Origin of the sequence: Moorena sp. SIO3H5, from assembly GCF_010692395.1 — a bacterium.
Lineage (GTDB): Bacteria > Cyanobacteriota > Cyanobacteriia > Cyanobacteriales > Coleofasciculaceae > Moorena.
Genome location: NZ_JAAHHS010000102.1, coordinates 1 through 21,198 on the forward strand (window position 1 = coordinate 1; position 21,198 = coordinate 21,198).

Consider the following 21,198-nt stretch of genomic DNA (forward strand, 5'->3'; position numbering starts at 1 on the left):
TCAAGATTAAACAAAAAAAAATCCCCAGCCGATAGCTGAGGGATGAGTCAGGGTGCATCTACTATTTCTTAATCCTTCATTGCTCTGTCTCGCTCCGGAAGAAATTAGAAATGAAAAAAAAATCCCCAGCGGGTAGCTGAGGGATGAGTCAGGGTGCATCTACTATTTCTTAATCCTTCATGGTTCTACCTAGATCCGCTGCTTCCGAGATCCGCTGGTTCCGAGATCCGCTATTCCCAGATCCCCTATTCCCTATAGCTGAAATCCCCGAGTTTTGAGTAAATTCTGACTAAAGTAAGCCTGAAACCCTTTTATAAAGTGGGTTTCGGGTGTTTTGTATCACACAGCTACTTGAGTTCCAGAGTACCATGGGCAATTTGCCCTTGACTTATCCACTAAAGTTTCAGTACAATAAAGTAGAACATTTGTACTACTTTAGTTTTTTCTCTTAACCATTGCACCCACACCCCTAGAGGCATAACATCGCTCCTACAACGAAGGATTGTAGATTAGCGATCGCATAAGCGCGGAAGCTGAGGCCGTAGGCCACGCTTTGCGTTCGCGTAGCGTCGGCTTTGCCGAAACGCTTCCGGAGCGTATCCCTGTGGGTCGTGTGGGGTACTTGCCATTAACCACTGGCTGATATAGAAACCTCTTATTTGGGAACTATCTCAGATAAGAGCACTGTCAATACTGCCTAGATTTTGGATAAATCCCCCCAAGCCCGTCGGGATCCCCCTCCCGTCCCCCTTAATAAGGGGGAAGCCAGAGCAAGCATAGCCTTTTTGTTCATGGGGAAGGGCGATTGTCTATTCTCTATGGTTCCCCCCTTGTTAAGGGGGGTTAGGGGGGATCTCTTAATAAGGGGGAAGCCAGAGCAAGCATAGCCTTTTTGTTTATGGGGAAGGGCGATTGTCTATTCTCTATTGTTCCCCCCTTGTTAAGCAGTAAGGGTGATCCCCCTCCCGTCCCCCTTATTAAGGGGGAAGCCAGAGCAAGCATAGCCTTTTTGTTTATGGGGAAGGGCGATTGTCTATTCTCTATTGTTCCCCCCTTGTTAAGGGGGGTTAGGGGGGATCTCGCAGGGTGGATTAATATTACTAACCAGCCACCGGCTACTATAGCGGTTCTCATATTAATGAAGTACACATACCTATTGTTTCCCTATTCCCGATTCTCTATTCCCGATTCCCGATTCCCCCTATTCCCTGGGCGCAGCGCTATAGCAATTTTCAAGTAATCATTGTCAATTAAAAACATCTAAATATCGTCAAAGGAACACACTATATGGTTGCCACAAAAGACAGTAAAGACCAAATTTTCCAAGCTTTTGAGCAAATCCTAAAAGACCGGCAAAACATTGACTCAAAAATTGCCACCAAAGAAGAAGAAGCAGAAAAAGCTAAAAATCAACAAGTGCTGGAAACAGCATCAAACTATACCGTTGATAATATTGTCAAAGGCATGGCTGATTTACAGCTAGAGTTTGGCACCATTGTTAATGAATTGTCAGAAAAATTATCATCAGAAGCCTCAAAACTTGATGAGCTAAAGCTGGCGATTAAGGTAGAAACTGAACACTTGCAATACCTTCAGAAAGTTCGAGTTGTAGCTGATGCCTTACATTTGCTGAATCAAGAGCACCAAGAAAAGCTGAAATCCCTAGAGCAAAAAGCAGCTCAACAGCGAGAAGAGATCGAGAAAGACCAAGAGCAAAAACGTAAGCTTTGGCAAAAAGACCAAGAAGACTTTGAAATAGCACGTCAAGAACAAAACGAATTATTGACTCGGGAACGACAACGCCAAGAAGCTGACTATCAATACGAATTAGAACGTAAACGTAAAATTGAGACGGATCAGTATGAAGAACTGAGCCGTAACCAGGAGAGAGAATTACAAGAGGCCAATCAAGAAAAAGACAAGCAATGGTCTGAGCGAGAACAGAAGCTAGAAGAATCTCAAGCCCTGTTTGAAGAATATCAACAGAAAGTGGAAGCTTTCCCAGCTGAGCTAGATGAAATCGTTAAAAAAGTAAAAGATAAAGCCATTAAAAAAGTCCAAAACGACGCTAAGGTACAGGCTGATTTACTCGCCAAAGAGTGGGAAGTTAATCAACAGGGTTATGACGTTAAAATTCAGTCTCTAGAGCAACACATAGAAAAACAAAATAAACAAATTGAAAATCTATATAGTCAGCTGCAAGAGACCCTGAAACAGTCTCAAGCCCTGACCTTAAAAGCTTTTGATGGCTCTTCAAGCAGCAACGCTCAAAATTAGTGACTAGTGATACCAGTTCAGAAATTGTCAAATAGAATATAACCTTGAAAGTATGACACGCAAACCTAACAGCAAGAACACCAAAGCAGAAATTTTAGAGGCTTACAAGGAATTACTAGCAGAACGAAATGCTTTGGAAAAAGAAATGAAGCAGATGAACAATCCGGCAACTCCTCAAGTATCCACGGTGGAAAAAAAGCAAACTAATGGATCAGTATCAGCAAAAGTCATGAAAGACAAAATGATGTATACCCTTGACAGCCTGGTTAAGCTGCAATTAGGGTTTGGGAGTAGTGTCAGTGAGTTGTCGGAAAAACTAACATCAGAAGCCGCTAAACTAGAAGAATTACGAACAGGGGTTACTGAGGAAAATCAACAACTTGCTGAACTCCACAATTTATCAGAAATTCAAGACGAGACCTTAGATACCTTAATCGAAACATATCAGAATAACTCTAAAGCATTCGATGAAGAAATTTACCAAAAACGGGAAGAGTTAGAGCTGGAAATGAATCAGTTACAACAATCCTGGTACAAAGAAAAAGAGGAACAGCAACGAGCTATTAAAGAACGGAACGAAGAACAAAATAAAACCCGTAAGCGAGATGCTCAAGAGTATGATTATAATTTAGCCCTACAACGCAGCTTAGATGAAGAAGCTTACAAGCATAACCAAGAAGGTTTATACAAAGAATTGGAGGAAACAAGGCAAGAACAAGAGAAACAATGGACAGAGCGGGAAAATGCGATCGCAGAGCGAGAGAAGCAGTTTGTAGAAGCAAAAACTAAGGTAGAAGCCTTCGACCAGGAAAAATCCGTAGCTATCAAAAAAGCCCAAGAAGAAGGCAAAGCGATTGCTAGCCACCAGGTCAAAATTCAAGCCGACTTGCAGAATAAGGAATTAGAAGGAAATAATCGTGTCTATCAGCTAAGAATTGAATCCCTGGAACAGACAATAAAGGAATCCTCAGCACGGATACACAGTCTTTCCCAGCAACTCGATACTGCCCTCAAACAAGTTCAGGATTTAGCGGTCAAGGCAATTGAGGGTGCTTCTAATATCAACTCTTATCAAGCCCTTAAAGAAATTGCCTTAGAGCAAGCAAAAAATCCCACTAAGGGTAAATAAGCTGAGGGAGTGAGAACAAAGCTAAAAAGGAGACAGGGGTGTGGGGTGTGGGGTGTGGGGTGTGGGGTGTGGGGTTGAAGAAAGATAGTTTACTTGTATCATAATAATGACAATAGAATCTTATCGTGACCTAAAGGTTTGGCAGGTAGGGATGGATTTAGCTCAGATGTCCTATTTAGCTACTCGTCATTTTCCCAAAGAAGAACTTTATGGAATGATTTCCCAGATTCGCCGAGCATCAGCTTCAATTCCAGCTAATATTGCTGAGGGATATGGAAGAAAAACAAGACTTGAGTATATTCAGTTTTTATATATTGCACAAGGTTCCCTCAAAGAATTAGAAACTCATCTTCTACTCTCGAAAAGGGTGAAGTTAGGGTCGGGTGAAGTTATTGACTCCCTTCTTAGCCAATGCGAGTCGAATGGTAGATTACTATCAGCTCTAATTCGCGCCCTAGAAAACAAGAACTGATTTTCCCTACCTCCCACCCTTATGAGTAGGGTGTGGGGTGTGGGGTGTGGGGTGTGGGGGTACAGACCGCGCTGCATCGCTTGTTCGTTGTTTTCCTTTTCCTCTCCCTCTGGGTCGTCCCATGTTTTACCGAAATGTAAAAAACCTACCCCCCACACCCTACCCCCTACACCCCATACCCCGCGCCTCACGTCTTTGTTAAAAACCTACTCTTATGAGTTGTATCATCAGGGATATTGAGTCAAAGCACTAATCAACCGATGGAAACAATTTCGGTAGGTGGCGACTCATGATCACAAGCTTGCTGACCAATCTTGAGGTATGGAGCGCGTTCGCGTAGCGTGGCCTACGGCCAATCGCTTCCATTTTTTTTTGGGTTGTTAGGTCAGCAAACACATCGTAAGTTGTCAATTTCGGTATCAGTGTTCTGTCTATGGTTATGAACGTAATCAAAGAAATTCGGGTGTTACTGATTGAGAGGGGTGATTTGGTGCAGTTGGGTCTAAGAAAAGTCTTGGAGCAGTACAAGGAAGTCAGTTTGGTGTCCCAAGTTTCTAGCATGCGTCATGTAGCCGCCCTTTTAAAAAAATCTAACCCGGATGTAGTAGTCATTAATTTAGAGCCTTCAAGCAATAGTGATGCGTTATTGCGGTTAGTCAGAAATTGGAAAGTGGCATTTTTTCCTAACATATTGCTGCTATCTTGGGAAACATCAGAAGAATTTGTGATCAGCGCTTTTGGTTCTGGGGTAGATTCCTATTATATAAAAAGTATCAATTTTCCGAAAACTAATGTAGATACCAGTACTTTCTTAGATGCTTTGAGAGCTACCTATGAAGGGCAACACTGGATTGATCCAGAAATAGCTGGTTATCTCCTAAAAAATAGTATCAAGTCACCGGTTAAGAATTTTTCTGGCATTACTTTAATCAATTCCTGTGAGCCTGACTATTATCAAATTCTTAGGGAAAATCCACTGACTGAACGGGAACTAACTGTCTTGGAATTGATCGTAGCCGGTTATACAAATGACGAAATCGCCGAGCGATTATTGCTAGGTCTTGGCACAGTTAAAACTCACATTCGTTCTCTGCTTTGGAAACTGTGCTGTGACGATAGAACACAAGCAGCAGTGCAAGCACTTCGCAGTGGTTTGGTGAAGTAGATGCGCTACGCGCAAGGCAAGAGGCAAGAGCGATGCAGCGCGGTCTTGGGGGTTTCCCCCATGAGCGACTGCATCAAGACGGCAAGAGGCAAAAGTTAACTGCGACAGCTTTTGCTGCTTGTATCAATGTCAAACACCTTAATGCTTAGTGCTATACCAAGATTCGGTTAGTGGTTAGCAATTAGCAAGTAAAGTTTAGCTATTAAAGTTTACTTGTTTAAGTTTAAAATTAAGCCAAATAGCTTATTAACCACTAACCACTAACGCCTCTACCTATAGGTTGAGTTTCAGCGTTTTTTTTGTTAAGTTTTTTTTCTTTTATCAGAGTTTTCTTAAAATTAAGTTTATTTATCTATTCCTTTTGGACGAGTAACATTTTGATACTTTTGGGGAGCTGTGCCAATGATATTGAGAGGTTAAGTAACTGTAATCCCTGGAGTGAAGTAATTACAATTATTTAGCTTATTCAAAATGCTCGTTAAATCAGTAACATTTATTAATAAAGATAAATTGAACTATTCCTCTGGGATCGCTTTTGCGATTTCAAAATTTTCTGTATCACAATAAGAGTCAGAAAATTTACGGGAAGAAAAATCCACCATGGTCAACAAGTCCTCTGTTGCGATGTCACCTCGTCAACAACAGCGCTGGAAAAGTAAAGAAACTATGTTTGCTCAGTTGTTTGCTCAGTTGCTTGCTCAGTTGAAGCAAGTGCCGTTGGGCTATTTAATGGGCATGGCTGCGATCGCAATGGCATTGGATCTCTATATCAGTACCTCCCTCACTCCTTTGATGGGTGTATCATTTTTGATATGTCTAGTTGTGGGAGTGAAGTGGATTGGACTCCAACCTAGTAATTCTGGGAATCAAATTCAACGGCTAGTTAGGAAATATGGTTTAGGAGCCTGTCTTTTCCTATTCACCTTTCTGTGGTTTATGTTGGACTTTACAGCAGCGCCAGCCCATGCCCAGTTTTTCCAAGTCGCAGAAGATTGGCTAACTAGTGCTATTCCTGAAGTAGACGCCGAGCTGGTGTCCCTGGTGTTTAACGTTTTACGAGCACTATTCCTCATTTATTTGGGTATTTCATTGGTAAAAGTAGTCAATGCTGCCCAACAAGATGATGACTGGAAAACCCTAGCCCGTACTCCAATCATCATTTTGATTGTAGTTACCTTGGGTGATCTTTTAGCAGGCTATATCACTGGCACAGGAGCATAAACTACGCGCTTATCTAATTTGCCTGTTGAGTTTTATCTAGCTGAAGGGATGATTAGTCAGGGTTTTATTGAGATTGAAGGTTTTTTCAATCACTGATAGGAACGCAAGTCTGATCCAAAATAGCTTGACCTATGGCAAATAACTCAGAGCAAAAATTCCGTCGTGTTAACCGAACTCTTGATGAAAAACCGAGAATTGGTCCTATTCCAGCCGATCAGTTTATCCCCTGGGCAATAATTTGGGCAATTGCCTATTACATCGTCAAGGGAGTACTAGGAGCTAGTTGGGTATGGACATTTTGTTTCGGAGTTTGGGGTATGTCTACTTGGTGGGTGCTAACTTCCTCTAGCCATTGGAAATTTCTTTCTAAGTTTATACCTGTACCTCAATGGACAAGAGGAATGGGTAGATACCAAAGGCTTTTAGATGTTAAACGGGAAAAGGCAAAGGGCAAAGGCTAAAAAGTATGACAACAACTCAAGCTCACGATCAAGCTAAACAAAAGATGGGAAAGAAGCGGGTTGATGTAGGAAATGGTAAAAAGAAAACCTTAAAGCCGTTCGAGGATGACTGTAAATTAGCTAGTTTCCTAGAAGTCAGAATTGATGGATATGATGTTGGTGGATACATTCTCAGAAAAGGAGAAGCTTCCTATAAATTTGTGTTTGGTTTTGAATGTCGAGGCATCCACACCACCTTACGCCAGGAGTTAATTGATCCAGTTTTTGATGCCATCGAAGCTGGGTTAAAAGATTTTCCAGAGCAGGAAACTCTCACCATTCACCTAAAATCTTTCACTGATGACACTGATAGACAAAACACCTTAAGTCAGTTGATTAAGGATACAGACTCTAACGAGTTAAAGTACCTAATAATGGGAGAAAAGAAGCGAATTCAAGACTTGACCAAAGGGGGAATTAGAAAGCCAAAGACCTTGTATTTATTTGCTACCTATACCGTAGAATCAGGTCGAGAGGGAGCATCTGATAAAATCGAAGAATTTTTGATGACAGCTACCAAGTGGTGGAACGGATTCATTGGCAAGCTGGATGAGTATGAAAAACAGCAGATCGAGAGAGTGATAGAGATTGCCTTTAATAATGGCTATCAATTTTGGGAAAGGCTATTGAGCAATCAAATGGGTCTATCGATTCGCCCCCTTTCTGCTCAAGAGTGTTGGAATTATGTGTGGCAGCGATTTAATAATACACCACCTCGCTCAGTTCCCCAGTTGCTTTCCTTAACTGAAGCTGGAGTGAGTGAAGAGGTTTACTCAGAAATCCACCCGGTTTCTCTGTTAATGGAAGACTATACCGCTATTCCATTTGCTGATCGACGTTGGATTAATCTCAAAGACCAGTATACGGCAGTCATGCTCTTTTTAGATAAGCCTGAAGGGTGGAGGAATAAAGAATCCCAAATGCGCTATCTGTGGCAAGTCATGGCAAAAGATGAGGTCTATGACACCGATTGTTTTTGCGAGATTTCCAAAGCGAATATTAAAACAGTAACCAGCAAAATGCATTCGCTGACGAAACAGGCAAATGTCTCCTCAAAATATGCAGAAGAAAAAAATACGATTAATGTTAAAGCACAATTAAATATTCAGAAAAATGTCGAGGCTCAGGCCGCTCTATATGAAGGAGCTGTGCCATTTAATGTCTCGGTTGTTTTCTTAGTCCATCGCGATTCTCCACAAGAGTTAGATCAGGCGTGTTATACTTTAAAATCTTATTTTCCTCCACCAGCTTGGATGGTAAGAGAGACCGAATATCCTTGGAAAATATGGCTAGAAACCTTACCGATTTCCTGGAGCAGACTATTAATGCGTCCGTTTAAGCGATCGCATACCTATTTAAGCCATATTGCACCAGGGTTAATGCCAGTAGTCAAAACCCGGACAGTGGATAGAACGGGATTTGAATTAATCTCTGCTGAAGGGGGTACGCCAGTTTTTATTGACTTATTTAAACAGCATAAAAACCTAGGTATTTTCGGAACCACCCGCAGTGGAAAATCTGTTTTAGCATCAGGAATTATTACCCAAGCCTTAGCTCATGGTATCCCCATCTCAGCTATGGATTATCCAAAACCCGATGGCAGTTCTACCTTTAGTGACTACACCGCTTTTCTCGGGGATAAAGGAGCTTATTTTGATATTGGTCGAGAGGCAGTTAATCTTTTTGAATTGCCCAACTTAAAGGGATTAGATGGTAAACTACAACAAGAGAGACTTACAGAATACAAAGAATTCTTAGTCGAAGCACTAATGCTAATGGTTCTTGGCTCCACGACGTTTCATGACCGGACTTATACGGATAACATCAGAGCCATGTTAAGCTTAGCAATCAAAGCCTTTTTTGATGATGATCAAATCCATGACCGTTATGTAGCAGCAAATATCAATGGCTTAGACTCTCAAGAATGGCAATTAATGCCTACCCTTGCGGATTTTATTGATTTTTGTTCCTTAGAGAGATTGCGAGTTACCTCTGTATCTGGGGATATCCTTCAAGCCTTAGATCAAGTCAAATTGCGACTGAGGTATTGGATCAATAGCCGAGTAGGACAAGCAATTAGTCGTCCTTCTACCTTTAGAAGTGATGCTCAGTTATTAGTCTTTGCCTTACGGAATATTAGTAGTGACGAAGATGCTGCACTACTCTCCTTAGGGATTTACTCAGCAGCCTTAAGACGTTCTTTAGCCTCGCCGGTGAGTATATTTTTCATCGATGAAAGTCCCATTCTGTTCCAGTATAATTCCATTGCTGAATTAATTGGCAGATTGTGTGCTAATGGAGCCAAAGCCGGAATTCGGGTAATTTTATCGGCTCAAGATCCAGATACGATTTCCAAGTCTCCCAGTGCAGCGAAAATTTTTCAGAATATAACAACTCGCTTAGTAGGGAGAATTCAACCAACAGCAGTTGATAGCTTTGTCAATATTTTGAAATATCCTTCAGAGATTATTAACAAAAATGCCACAGAAGGATTTTTTCCTAAACAAGAAGGAATGTATTCTCAATGGTTACTCGATGACAATGGCATTTACACCTACTGTCGATTTTATCCCGGTTCAGCACTGTTAACAGCAGTTGCTAATAATCCTGAAGAATCAGCAATTCGTCAGACAGCAATGCGCTTACATCCCAAGGATAAAATTATGGCTATGCATTATGCTAGTAAAAAAATGGCAGAAATGCGTAATTCAGAAGTCCAAGTCGTGAATTCAAAGTTACCTGATCCGAGAGCAGAAGTTGGACTTCAAAATTAAGCCTTCAAAATAGAATATGATCTAGGTGAGTCAGGGATACGCTTTTAGCTTTCAGTTTTCAGCCTTCAGCATTTTTTCGTAACTATTCAATCAAGGAGTTAAATCATGGCGAAAAATATGACCAAAACTTGGATGCAGTTGTTAATTATTAGTACCCTAATTACAACAGTTCCTAAACCAGCCTATGCTTCTGGTGGAATTGTCGATAGTTTTGTTGGCTCGTTTGTTGAGGAATTTCAGAAGGTTAAGTCTTACTTTACAAATTTCTTCGATGAGTTTACTAATCTACCAGAAACCATAGACAACGATTTGAAATCAGCATTGGAAGATTCCATGGGAGTTTTAGGTATCCCCGATGTGGAAGACGTCAGAGCGTCAATTGAGGAAAGTCTCCAAGAAAGCGATTACCCAATTTATGAAGGAGACAAACTTGCTAATGAAGTAGAAAGGCAAGTTGCTAGAGCATCAGCCTCTCGTGTTCTTAGTCAAGAAGGACAGCAGCAGTCAATCCAGGAGCTACAGCAAATGCAGGATACTGTTTCACAGGTAGAGGAATCAGCACAAACAGCTCAAAATCAGACAGTTACTCAGAATGTGATCAAAGAAGTCGCTCTTCAGAATGCTCGTCAAGCCGCCATACTCGGCTCCTTGCAAGCTGCTACCGTTGAAGAAGCGCAACGACAAGAAATTTCTAACATGCTCCAAAGCAACATCTCTCGTGCTTTGGATGGACAAACTCAGGCAGATCAATACCAAAAACTGGGCGCTGGTATGGAAACTTTGAGAATTACCTCGTTAAGTGGCTTGTTTTAGTTACAGGACTTATGCACAGAATCCATGGGTAGGGTGGGCAAAACCTTGCCCACCCTACAGGTAGCTGTTGATCGTTAATTGTTAATTGTTAATCGTTAACCGTCAACAGTTATCTCGATCCAGAATTATTCAATAATTATCAATTCTGAATTCACGCACTTAGCACTTATAGGACTACGCATTAAGGTGTTTGACATTGATACAAGCTGAAACGCTCTTTTAGTGAAATTTTGCCTCTTGCCTCTTGCCTCTTGCCTCTTGCCTTGCGCGTAGCGCTATATTACTCCTCACTCACAACTATTGCTCCTATGTCTCCTTGGTCTAGCTTACCTGCTTGTCCCTATTCCTACCTTATTTGTTTATCCCCATGCGTAGCGATCGCTATGTCTGTTCGTCCTTATATTCCGGATTTCCTCCGTCTGCCCATCTCTGTGAATTCCTCATCTACCCACTCTCGCCAATGTTTCAACTTTGCTGATCCCATCACTAATCACGTCAAGAGGTAATCATTAAATGATAGTCACCCCCAACTTAATGGCTCAATTTAGTAATGGAGCCTCTCAGATTATCCAGAATGGTCGTACCGGACAAATTGCGATCGCAGAAGCCATGAATGAGCTCTGGAGTGAAGTCCTCGGAGGTGGGTTGTATGCTGTGATCGCTACACTGGGGGTGTTTTTTGCCGTGGGAAGCTTAGTTCTATTCATGACTCAATGGGCAAAAGCTTTAATAGAATACGATGAGCCAATTATGTGGTCTGAGATCATCTGGCCCTTATTAGTCGCGGTTTTGTTAGCCAATGATGGAGCAATGTTAGCCAATGGCACCCAAGGACTCAGAAGTGTAATCAACAATACGTCTAATTCACTACTGCAAAACACATCTGCCAGAATTTCTTTGCAAGAATCTTACCAAATGGTAACAGAAAATATTGGGGCAAAAGCGGTTATTGATTCATTGGTTTCTCAATGTGATTCTATCGTCGATGTTCAACAACAGGTGGATTGTTTAACAAATGCAGAGCAACAAGCACAGGAGTTTTCTAGAACATTACAACCCTCATCTCAGGCATTGCTTGCTCAAATTGGTTCATTGCTGAATCCTCTGAATGTTACTGAACGAGTCGGCTTTGCCTTACAAACCGCAGTAACGGGTTGGTTAATGTCGATTGGGATGGCATTTCAGTGGGTAGCAGAAGTTTCCATGTTGCTAACCGGGCTATTAGGTCCATTAGCGGTTGGTGCCACATTATTACCTGTGGGAGCTAAGGCAATTTACGCTTGGTTAATTAGCTTTTTCTCCATCGGTTTAGTTAAAATATGCTACAACATTATTGTTGGTTTAGTCGCCACATTAATTGTTAATGCTGAGAGTTATAACCCATTAGTTTTTGCTTTTGTCGCTGGATTAATTGCCCCCATCCTAGCGTTAGTATTAGCCGCTGGAGGAGGTCTAGCTATTTTTAATAGCTTAAACTCCTTCAGTGCTTTTGTATTAGGAGGCTTGAAATAAATGGACAGCACGACTAGTTCTCCTCAGAATAAGCTAAAATTTCTCCAAAGAGGTAAGAAGAGTACTTGGTTATCCAGTTTCAATGTGACGGATAGTCTGGGGATTATCTTAATCAGCAACTTTGCTTACAATACCTTAATTCTGTTTTTCTTAGCCCTGTTGTATGGCGCTCAAGCAAGGCTAGCTAATAAGCCAGCTCCTTCCTTGGTGCAATTGAATACTGGTGAAACCACTGCGGTAACAACCATTGGGAATAAAGAACGGACACCAGAGGTAATTAAAGCATTTACCATTAAAACCATGAGTGACCTGTTTACTTGGACAGGGCGATTACCTGGAAAAGATGGTGTTCCCTTTTCTAACTTAGACTCTGATCCAGGAGTAGAAATTCATGGCAAAGGTAGGCGTCGAGGTAAAATATCTACTCAAGCCTGGAAAGCTAGCTTTGCCTTAGCCGATGATTTTCGTGATCCGTTTCTCTTAAAGTTAGTAGACTTAACGCCATCAAACGTATTTAAAGGCAAAACACAATTTGCTTTTGTCCCCCAATTTGTCAGAGAACCTATTAAAATAAAAGAAGGAGAATGGACACTCGATTTGGTTGGCACGTTAACCGTTCTAGATACTACCAATAATTTGCCCACCTATATTCCCTTCAACAAACAGATTCATGTACGGGCAGTGGAACCTCCTAAGTATTCACCAGGTCTGGCAGAGGATAGTCTACCTCCAATTATTGCTAAAGCTAGAGAGAAAGGTTTGGAAGTGGTAAGTATCAAAGATTTAGACTCGAAATAAACCTGAATCATGAGTCGAATAGTCTTGATGACAAGAGTCCATTAATCCGTGCATTCGTCGGTGTTAATACATCCGTGTTGTGCGACTCATGACTACATCAACTGGAATAATTACAGCAACTGGGAGAAATTATGAAGCTATCAGATCTCAAAGACTTTGATGTCCAAAGTCTCGAACATAAATCTGAAGAAGAAATGAGTAAAAAAACTCTGATTCAGCAGAACAGTGGTGCAGAGAATACCGCCCCGACATGGACAGAAGAATCATTAGCTGAGTTGCTAAAATTTGATACTAGTTATGACCAAGAACAAAATCCTAGCACTCAGGGGGTAATGCCATCGACTGATGGTACCGCTGATTTAGATCCAGACTTAAATGTTACCCAACAGGAATTCGCAAAATCCGGTTGGGCAAAAGGTGCTTCCGTTGGTGCAGTAACTGGGTCAATTGCTGTAGTCGCCGGATTAGTTTTTACAGGAATGACCTCCTTGTCTTCTAAGAAGAAATTGGTCGAAAAAGTTACTCCGATTCCCACCAGTGTTGAGAAGGAATCGGAAAACGCGACCGATTCTGAAATCGGACGACTGAAGACTGAATTAGCCCTAGCCAAGCAACAAAAACAGATCCAAGCCATTCAAGACAAAAAAAGACCAAAAACAACCATAGAGCTGGCCAAGTCAGAAGAACCCCCATCCCCATCACCGAAAACACCTGTACCACCTCGTCCTAGGCCAGCAGTGCGTTCAGCACCACCCCCTCCTGTGGTAAGAGCATCAACCCGTCCAGCACCCCGTCCAGTAAGGCAACCGGTAGTAATTCGTCAAGCTCCCCCACCCCGTCCAGTGCGGCAACCGGTGGTAATTCGTCAAGCTCCCCCACCCCGTCCAGTGCGGACAGCACCAGTGCGCACAGCACCAACACCACCCCCTGTGGCAAAAGCACCAACACCTCCACCACCACCACCAGCCCCAGTAGCAAAGATAGATCCCATGGAGCAATGGCTAGCTTTGAGCCAACTGGGAAGTTATGGTTTGAGTTCAGGGAATACTCCAGAAGCGCCAGAGCAAAATGTGGCGATGATGGAACCAAGCCCACAAACACAACCAGTAGCCCAACAAAACAATGGGCTCAGGGGACGCTCTACTATTGCTAGTACACAGTCAATCCCAACTGTACAGAGAGTTTCACACTCTCCCAATCCTCCCCAACCCCTCAGTGGGTCTCCGGTTTTCTTTGCTGATCAAGTTGCTATCTCAGAAGAAGCCAGTATTTTAGCTGGCAGAACGATTAGACGGAAGCTATTTTCCTTTGGTCAAGAAGCAGCTGGGGAATTAGTGACACCAATTGTTTGGACAAAGTCAAACCTGTCTCGAAATTCTCAACAACCAAATTTGGATGAACGATTTGTGGTGCGTCTGAGTGAGCCTCTCGTGGATGAAAATAACCAAGTTTTGCTCAAAGCTGGTAGCCAAATTGTCTTTCTCTGTCACATGGTTGATGATAATGGACTAGTGAATAGTGATGCGATCGCATTAATCATCGATGACCAAGAATATCAGTTACCCCCAGGAGTGATTAGTCTCAGAGGAAATAAAGGTAATCCCATGGTGGCGAATGTCTGGGATCGCGGTTCTGGTGATATCGCCAGAAATGACATGATCGCCTTCTTGTTTGGTTCTGCTGCCAAAGTCGGAGAAGTACTCAATCAACCTGAACGGAGTCAAATTACCACCTCCAGTGGTTTTGGCTCAAGCCAGTCTAGCACCTTCACTAGTCGAGACCGTAACCTATGGGGAGCAGTGCTTGAGGGAGGGTTTAAACCTCTTGCTGATGACATTGTACAGCGTAATGCTTCAGCAACACGCCGAATACAAAATTTGCCCAAATTATGGTACATGGGTGCCGGAAGTTCAGTACAAATTTTTGTCAACACACCTTTTGAGTTGTAGTCTAGCGTTTTTTACTTTTGTGAGGTACAAATTTTCTGGTTTTAGGGAACAGGGAACAGCGGATCTGGGAACAGGGAAGAGAAACCCACCCCTAGGGCGTGTTTTCAGCGATGCAGCGCGGTCTTGGGGGTTCCCCCCATGAGCGACTGCATCAAGACAAAGTTTTCCGCAAGATTATGATCCCCCCCAGCCCCCCTTTTTTAAGGGGGGAGCCATACTCAAAGTCCCCCTTTTTTAAGGGGGGAGCCATAGTCAAAGTCCCCCTTTTTTAAGGGGGATTTAGGGGGATCTCCGAGTTTGAATACAGGCCCTTACCCTTCCCAGAAATTTGTACCTCATCTAATACAAAAAATGCTATAAATTTTGACGTTTCAATTTTTAATTTAAGGAGCTTCTAACTAGCCATGACTAATTTTTTTTCAGCCTTACAAATTCAATTAGGTCAAGAGTTAAAAATTAAACCAGCCAAAACTCAAATTCTTTTACTATTTGCTTTATCCCTTTTTATAGCTAAGCCAGCTTGTGCAGATCCTGGTAATTCAGCCATAGCAGTCAGACGGGTAAGTCTAACCTCTTCTGGGCAATCTTCAGTACCTCAAAATAACCCAATTCCAGTAGATTTAGCTCCAGGATATGGGGTAAATATCAGTTTCATTTCTACTGGGGAAGTGATTGAAAAGCTCTGGATTGATAATCCCTCATTCGTTGCTGTTGATGTCGATGGTTGCTTAGATAACTTAGTTGCTAAAAAAAACTGTCAGTATAATCAGGCAACTGTAATTCATTTGCGCCGCATTGAAGAACTTGATATTCCTGGTATCCCAAAGACAAATAGCACACTTTTGACAGTAGTTACTCGTTCTATTAATGGTAGGCAGATTTACTTATTTAAAGTAACTCCTGCTGACCGACCTAGCGAAGTAGTCATTGAGTTTAATAAACCTACTCCTTCCGTAGATTTTATCGTCGTCGATGCCATAGAGCGGGGGATCTTTCGAGCAACCTTACAAGGACTTTTAGTCAAGGGTTCACAACTCCATAGAAAGTTAGATAACTTCGTCGTTTTTCTCAAAGACGGTGAGACTATTTCAAATGCCGCTACTCAAGCCGGTATTTCTTTAGAATTGGCAGATAAATTGCAAAAAATGGGTCGTCGTCCAACTGTTCCAACAGCAATTTCACAAATAAATGAACAAAAAAACACCATTGAAGTCCTAACTAAAGAAGTGGTAAACCAGGAGAAAAATAATGAGCAGTAACCATCAGATAAAATCCCATAAAAATCAACCTTGGTGGCAAATAGATAAGCATCGTAAAAAAGGATTTATTCTACTCTATTGGTTCGTCACTGGCTTAGGTCTTTGCTTTGTCCTTTCTGGTATTCTTATTGCCTCTGGATTAAGAATGCCAACAGCGGTCGCAACTCTTACTCCTGTTCAAAACAGTCAACTACCAGTAAAAGAAACGAAAATTGAACCCAAGGTACAAGCACAAGTAAAACCACACGTAAAACCAAAAGTAAAACCCAAGCTAGCATTAAATGCTGCAAGTTATCCTCTGCAAGACTATGTGCCAACCACAGCTTGGGAGGGAACTAAATTACCAAATTGGAATCAAGTCACCTTCGGAACTTTTCCCGGTATTTCTCAAGGGGGTTCTTTTCAAGCGTCTTCAGACATTATTCAAGCCGTAGGTTATGACCCATCAAGGACATGGTTAGCTGGTCAAACACCAGACCAATATATGAAATTAGGAGACTTTCAGCAGATATTTGAGCTACAAAATTTTAGCTTGAATAGCATTATGTCCCTAACCGGATTGGACTTAGGAAATTTGTCCTTAGCAGATTTTGGGTTAATGAGCTCCCAAACCTTAGGTAGCTTAGTAGACGCCATTCCTGATTTAGAAAGATATACTATAGAACAGCTGCAACCAGTCTTTGGTTTACTATCCATCAATTTAGCCAGTAGCTTTGACCCAACAGAAACCTTAGGAGACTTTTTAGCATTCTCACCCCACCTCAGAGACCTTTCCTTTGACACCCTTGACCTATCGGTTTATGGCTTAGATTCCCTACCTGGTATTGATGTTGCTCCCCTCGCTGCATTTAAGGATTGGCAGAATACCAATATCGCTCAAGTTCCTGGTTTATCCCAAGTACCATTTTCCCAATTTCCCAATCCGATTCAAGCACAAGGGAGCGCCATTGGTATTTTAGATATCGCCTTTGGCATAGCTGAATCTCAACGCAATAATACCATTTCCGGTAGTGATCAAGAAGGATTTAAAGTTCCCTGTGAAAGTGAATGCGCTCATATCGAATTAGCTGGTCAGCCAAGTATCAAAGGTAAGCAGTGGATTAGTGGTAAATATCAAGAAGTTGAAGGAGGTTCCGGTTTTTTAGGACAAATAAATGATGGGATGGAACCCACTGGTAGACACCCCTTTGGCGATGCCTTTAAGGTAGTGCTTTGGGATACATCAGAAACAGAAGGCTCTGCTGGTACAGCCTTATTTTTCCGCTATTGTGTCCGTAACATGTTTGTGGATTTAGGTTGTACACCCTATTTCATCGGTCCTGTACCATTTCTGTCCTACCAAGAGCAAGACCCGATCTTTTTAGGCTTACTTTAGTCATTAATTTGAAAATTGTTAATTGTTAAGCTCTTCAGCATTTAGATTGGTATACCTAAATTAATCAAAGGGAACAGGGAACAGGTAATCACCAATTTAAATGCAGATCAGCAGCTTATAGGACTTACGCAAAACTAGCCTGAAAATACGATATAGCATTTATTAATTGGGTGAGGTATACAAGATTTTACCCTATTCCCTATTCCCTGTTCCCTAAAACCCAGGAATCTGTACCTCAACCAATTTAAAACAGCTATAGTTGTCTTCAATTTTCGATTTTCAAAGAAAAATGAACCAAAATACAAATCACGTTATTAGTCTACCTCCGGGATTAATTTATCAGCAACTTACTAAAGAAAATCTTATAGATTTTGCCCAAACTAATCAGGGAATCACCATAACCAGCTGTTTGATAGCTTTGGGTTTGCTAGTGATAATACCCGATGGCAAGAAAGGTCAATTAGCTACAGGCTATTGGGGAGGTAAAAAGGAGAAAAAAGCTGCTCGTAAAAAAGCTCAGGAACAGATGGCTAATATTTCCAGAAACTCCGTTGCTCTCTACGTCGGCACTCCCGAAGACATTCAGAAGCGTCAGGAGCAAGAATGGATAAAGCAGGGAAAATTGAAAAAGCAACGGAAACCTGAAGCTTTCAATTGGTTTAAGCCTGCTGCCGAGTCCTTATATCTTCCCGATGCCCAACGGGGGATTTCCGCCATTGGAGCCAGTGGCTCAGGGAAATCATTTTCAGTCTGTGACCCTTTAATTCGTTCATCCCTTGACCAAGGATTTCCTACAATTATATATGACTTCAAATATCCAGCGCAAGCAAAACGAGCCGTGGGTTATGCTTTAAAAAGAGGCTATAAGGTACATATTTTTGCCCCTGGTTTTCCCGAGTCAGATGTCTGTAATCCCTTGGATTTACTAAAAGATGAAGAAGATGCGATCGCAGCCGGTCAAATCGCCCAAGTCATTAACCGAAATACAGATTTAACTGGCGGAAAAGCCAGTGGTGATAAGTTCTTTGAAGATGCGGGTGATAGTTTAGTCGAAGGAATATTTTTGTTAACCAAGGCAGTTGGCACCTTAGTAGAAAATCAGCGATATTGTGATATAATGACAGCACAGGCAATTTTAAGTTTGCCTGACCTAGTTAGCCGATTGGAATTTGCTTCCCAGGAGAAATTAAATGTCTGGACTACTCGCCCTCTATCCCAAATCATTAGTATCAAAGAAAGTGAGAAAACCGTAGCCGGTATTATCGGAATTGCTCAGAGAACCTTCCAAAAATTCTTGAAAAAAGACTTTATGGGAGCATTTTGTGGAAAAACCACCTTACCTTTAGATTTAGAAAGAAAACAACTCATCGTCTTTGGGTTAGATCGAAATAACCGGGATATTGTCGGACCACTATTGGCAACAATCCTCCATATGGTTATTAACCGGAATGTCTCCCGAATTAAACCTCGAAGAGACCCTCTAGTTGTTTCCCTCGATGAGCTACCAAGTTTGTACTTACCCCAGCTAGTAAACTGGTTAAATGAAAACCGAGAAGATGGGTTTTGTGGTATTCTAGGCTATCAAAACTTAGGACAATTAGAAAATAGGTATGGCAAAGAGCTGACCAGAGCTATTCTAGGAGGTACAGCTACAAAGTTCATCTTTAATCCCCAAGATCCAGACTCCGCTAAAACCTTCTCTGACCTATTAGGAGAGTTCCAAATTCATTTCAAATCCAAATCCAAGAGTAGTGGTACAGGGGGCAGTTCTCACTCTAAATCCGATCAAAAAAACAAGCGACCACTTTTAGAGCCTGCTCAGTTTATTAAATTACCAACTGGTAAAGCAGTCATCATCAATCCCGCTTATCAAAGAGCAAAAGAAAGCTATGTGCCTTTGTTAGAACAAATTCAAATTCCTGAATTTGATCTTAAAGAGCAGGAGTGGTCAGAAAATTTGTGGGAGAGTATTCGAGAGCATTTAATTAAAGTCAAGAGAGCATCTCACCGAGTTTCTAATCAGCAAAGGGTGCGTCAACTTAAGGAGAGAATGGCATTAGTAGAGCAATTATTTCCATTGCCAACAAATGGCGCTATACAAGCACCAGCATCATTTTCTCCTACCCCAGCATTAATACCAAACTCTGGATCTAGCTCATCCACGGCAACTTCTCATTGGCCTCCACGTCTATCTGATCAAGATGTCTCACCAGACCTCCTCGAAGGAAGTTTTTAATGAATTGCTTTCTTAGAGGTTACAGGTTACAGGTTGTAGGTTACAGCTTACAGGTTGCTATCTGATAACTTGAAAATTGTGTAATTGGAGGAAGCCATGTTTTCTAACAATAAAATAAATCCTGTAGAGGATTTAGATAGGGCAACAAATAACTTATCTGATCTACCCTCATTACCCATCGACTATTTTCCTAATGTGATTGAGATTTTTGATCAATATGGATTATTAGCTGGCGTAGTGGTTTCCAAAGGCATACCCTATGAAATGCCTAGGCACAACGATCAGGTCAGTGACTACAATGCTTGGTATTTCGATGGGCAGCTTTGTGTGTTTTATCGAGGAAAAAATATTTTACTTGATCGCACTCAGAACTTGCAGCACCGAGCAGCAATTTTTGGAGCCTTAGGGTTGGGAGCATTAGGAGTTTAAAACCATGGCAAAAGTAACAATAGTCAGTGAGTCCTATGTATCATCTTTACAAGGACAATACCAAGGTGTCATTTCCAAATGGTCAAGTGGACTGGCAGCATTTAAGCAAAAGCAGCAGCAAAAGCAAGAACAAAATCGACAGGGTCAAGAACTTAATGGTCAGGTATACAATAGTAATCAAGAGGCTGAAATTAAAATTACCGACGGTGATCAAGTAGTCTATGGTAAAGATGGAGATAGGTTGGTCAATGACTTAAACTCAGACATCATTGGTCAGTTGACTTTAGCCAAAGAGTCATCTGTAGGAGAGATGGTTGGGGTGACCAATAAAAAAGTAGAATTGGATGGAATCGTTATTTTACAAACCAATGATGAAGGTGTTGTAAAAGTTAACGCTTTTGATGAACAACAACTACAGGGGCAACAACAAAAGGTATCTAGTCCAATTCAACCACAAAACCAAGCTTTAAAACCAAAAGTCCAACCCGTAAAAGCTAATACTGAAAACAGAGGTGGATTATATTCAGTACGACGGTCAGTGCAGGCTTTAGAGGATACACCACTAAAGAAGTTTTTGCAGTCCCAGGTTAATGAGATGCGTATGCTTCGTAGGGCTCAAAAACAAAAACAAGAAGCTATGCAATCGGAGTTTCTATCTGAATTGATTGAAGCGCGAATGCTTGAATCAAAACAGCCCAGTTGGTGGGAAAAGGTTGTTTCACCGATTTCAGAAAAAGTTGAAAAAGTAAAAAATGCTGTTTCTAACTACCATGAGACATCCCGTCAAAAAGACGCTGCTGCTACCTTAGTGCGCTTAATCAATTCCCAAGCCTCACCAGGACAAGATACCTACGAATCAGCAGAGTATACGATTTATCGCGAGGATAATTCCTATGCACTTATTGACAAAAAAGGGAAGAACTTGATGAAGTTTAGCGCTGGTGCTATGGGTGTCACTGTAAAGGGAGAACCCAAGCTCAATGAACAGCAATATCAAGAAATTTCACAGGTAAAAAAGGAGTTAGATTGGGGACAGAAACCTGAAGGAAAATTTCGGCAATTAGGAGCGTCTGAGGCTGACTACTTTAGCCGTGTCAAGGCAGTTGCAGATACATTGCTCGAGTATGCCCAATCACAAGGAAATACTGTACAGGTTGAAGGTAAACTAAACTACAACTGGAGAGCAACTCCCAATGGCGATATCACAATTGCGGCTAAGGATAGACGAGGAACCATCTTTTCACAGCAGAAAGGACAATTTATGTCCCAGATGACACAACGGGATTTAT

18 protein-coding genes are annotated in these 21,198 nt (G+C 41.7%); all 18 read left to right on the plus strand.

Annotation, left to right across the window (positions count from 1 at the left end; all coding sequences use genetic code 11):
* Positions 1-1,287 precede the first annotated feature (1,287 nt).
* Positions 1,288-2,277, plus strand: a complete 990-nt coding sequence (locus tag F6K52_RS13820) for a hypothetical protein (RefSeq protein ID WP_293078418.1) — start codon at positions 1,288-1,290, stop codon at positions 2,275-2,277.
* Positions 2,278-2,329: 52 nt separating this feature from the next.
* Positions 2,330-3,406, plus strand: coding sequence for a hypothetical protein (locus tag F6K52_RS13825; RefSeq protein ID WP_293078420.1), 1,077 nt, complete (start codon positions 2,330-2,332; stop codon positions 3,404-3,406).
* 106 nt (positions 3,407-3,512) lie between these two features.
* Positions 3,513-3,878 carry a four helix bundle protein gene (locus F6K52_RS13830; protein WP_293078422.1) on the plus strand — a complete coding sequence of 122 codons (366 nt, stop codon included), beginning with the start codon at positions 3,513-3,515 and terminating at the stop codon, positions 3,876-3,878.
* A 433-nt stretch (positions 3,879-4,311) separates the two neighbouring features.
* Positions 4,312-5,043: a response regulator transcription factor gene (locus tag F6K52_RS13835; protein WP_293078424.1), complete on the plus strand. Its 732-nt coding sequence runs from the start codon at positions 4,312-4,314 to the stop codon at positions 5,041-5,043.
* 600 nt (positions 5,044-5,643) lie between these two features.
* Positions 5,644-6,264: a hypothetical protein gene (locus tag F6K52_RS13840; protein WP_293078426.1), complete on the plus strand. Its 621-nt coding sequence runs from the start codon at positions 5,644-5,646 to the stop codon at positions 6,262-6,264.
* A 131-nt stretch (positions 6,265-6,395) separates the two neighbouring features.
* Positions 6,396-6,725: a hypothetical protein gene (locus F6K52_RS13845; RefSeq protein ID WP_293078428.1), complete on the plus strand. Its 330-nt coding sequence runs from the start codon at positions 6,396-6,398 to the stop codon at positions 6,723-6,725.
* A gap of 5 nt (positions 6,726-6,730) precedes the next feature.
* Positions 6,731-9,538 carry a hypothetical protein gene (locus F6K52_RS13850; RefSeq protein ID WP_293078430.1) on the plus strand — a complete coding sequence of 936 codons (2,808 nt, stop codon included), beginning with the start codon at positions 6,731-6,733 and terminating at the stop codon, positions 9,536-9,538.
* Between the two features lie 105 nt (positions 9,539-9,643).
* Entirely contained in the window at positions 9,644-10,351 is a 708-nt protein-coding gene (locus F6K52_RS13855) for a hypothetical protein (RefSeq protein WP_293078432.1), read from the plus strand.
* A 230-nt stretch (positions 10,352-10,581) separates the two neighbouring features.
* Complete coding sequence (locus F6K52_RS13860) at positions 10,582-10,857, plus strand: hypothetical protein (RefSeq protein WP_293078434.1); 276 nt, start codon at positions 10,582-10,584, stop codon at positions 10,855-10,857.
* Positions 10,858-10,864: 7 nt separating this feature from the next.
* Positions 10,865-11,863, plus strand: a complete 999-nt coding sequence (locus F6K52_RS13865) for a hypothetical protein (RefSeq protein ID WP_293078436.1) — start codon at positions 10,865-10,867, stop codon at positions 11,861-11,863.
* Complete coding sequence (locus tag F6K52_RS13870; RefSeq protein ID WP_293078438.1) at positions 11,864-12,661, plus strand: hypothetical protein; 798 nt, start codon at positions 11,864-11,866, stop codon at positions 12,659-12,661.
* A gap of 131 nt (positions 12,662-12,792) precedes the next feature.
* Positions 12,793-14,610 carry a TrbI/VirB10 family protein gene (locus F6K52_RS13875; protein ID WP_293078440.1) on the plus strand — a complete coding sequence of 606 codons (1,818 nt, stop codon included), beginning with the start codon at positions 12,793-12,795 and terminating at the stop codon, positions 14,608-14,610.
* 19 nt (positions 14,611-14,629) lie between these two features.
* Positions 14,630-14,752 (plus strand): hypothetical protein, encoded by a 123-nt coding sequence (locus F6K52_RS13880; RefSeq protein WP_293078442.1) that lies wholly within the window; start codon positions 14,630-14,632, stop codon positions 14,750-14,752.
* A 262-nt stretch (positions 14,753-15,014) separates the two neighbouring features.
* Positions 15,015-15,869 (plus strand): hypothetical protein, encoded by an 855-nt coding sequence (locus tag F6K52_RS13885; protein WP_293078444.1) that lies wholly within the window; start codon positions 15,015-15,017, stop codon positions 15,867-15,869.
* The gene (locus F6K52_RS13890; protein ID WP_293078446.1) at positions 15,859-17,244 is read left to right on the plus strand and encodes a hypothetical protein; all 1,386 of its coding nucleotides are present in this window, start codon (positions 15,859-15,861) and stop codon (positions 17,242-17,244) included. The genes F6K52_RS13885 and F6K52_RS13890 overlap by 11 nt, the downstream gene beginning before the upstream one ends.
* Positions 17,245-17,533: 289 nt before the next feature.
* The gene (locus tag F6K52_RS13895; RefSeq protein ID WP_293078448.1) at positions 17,534-19,480 is read left to right on the plus strand and encodes a type IV secretory system conjugative DNA transfer family protein; all 1,947 of its coding nucleotides are present in this window, start codon (positions 17,534-17,536) and stop codon (positions 19,478-19,480) included.
* Positions 19,481-19,576: 96 nt separating this feature from the next.
* Positions 19,577-19,909 (plus strand): hypothetical protein, encoded by a 333-nt coding sequence (locus F6K52_RS13900; protein ID WP_287356269.1) that lies wholly within the window; start codon positions 19,577-19,579, stop codon positions 19,907-19,909.
* Positions 19,910-19,913: 4 nt separating this feature from the next.
* Positions 19,914-21,198 (plus strand): hypothetical protein (locus F6K52_RS13905; protein ID WP_293078453.1); only part of this gene is annotated, 1,285 nt, incomplete at its 3' end.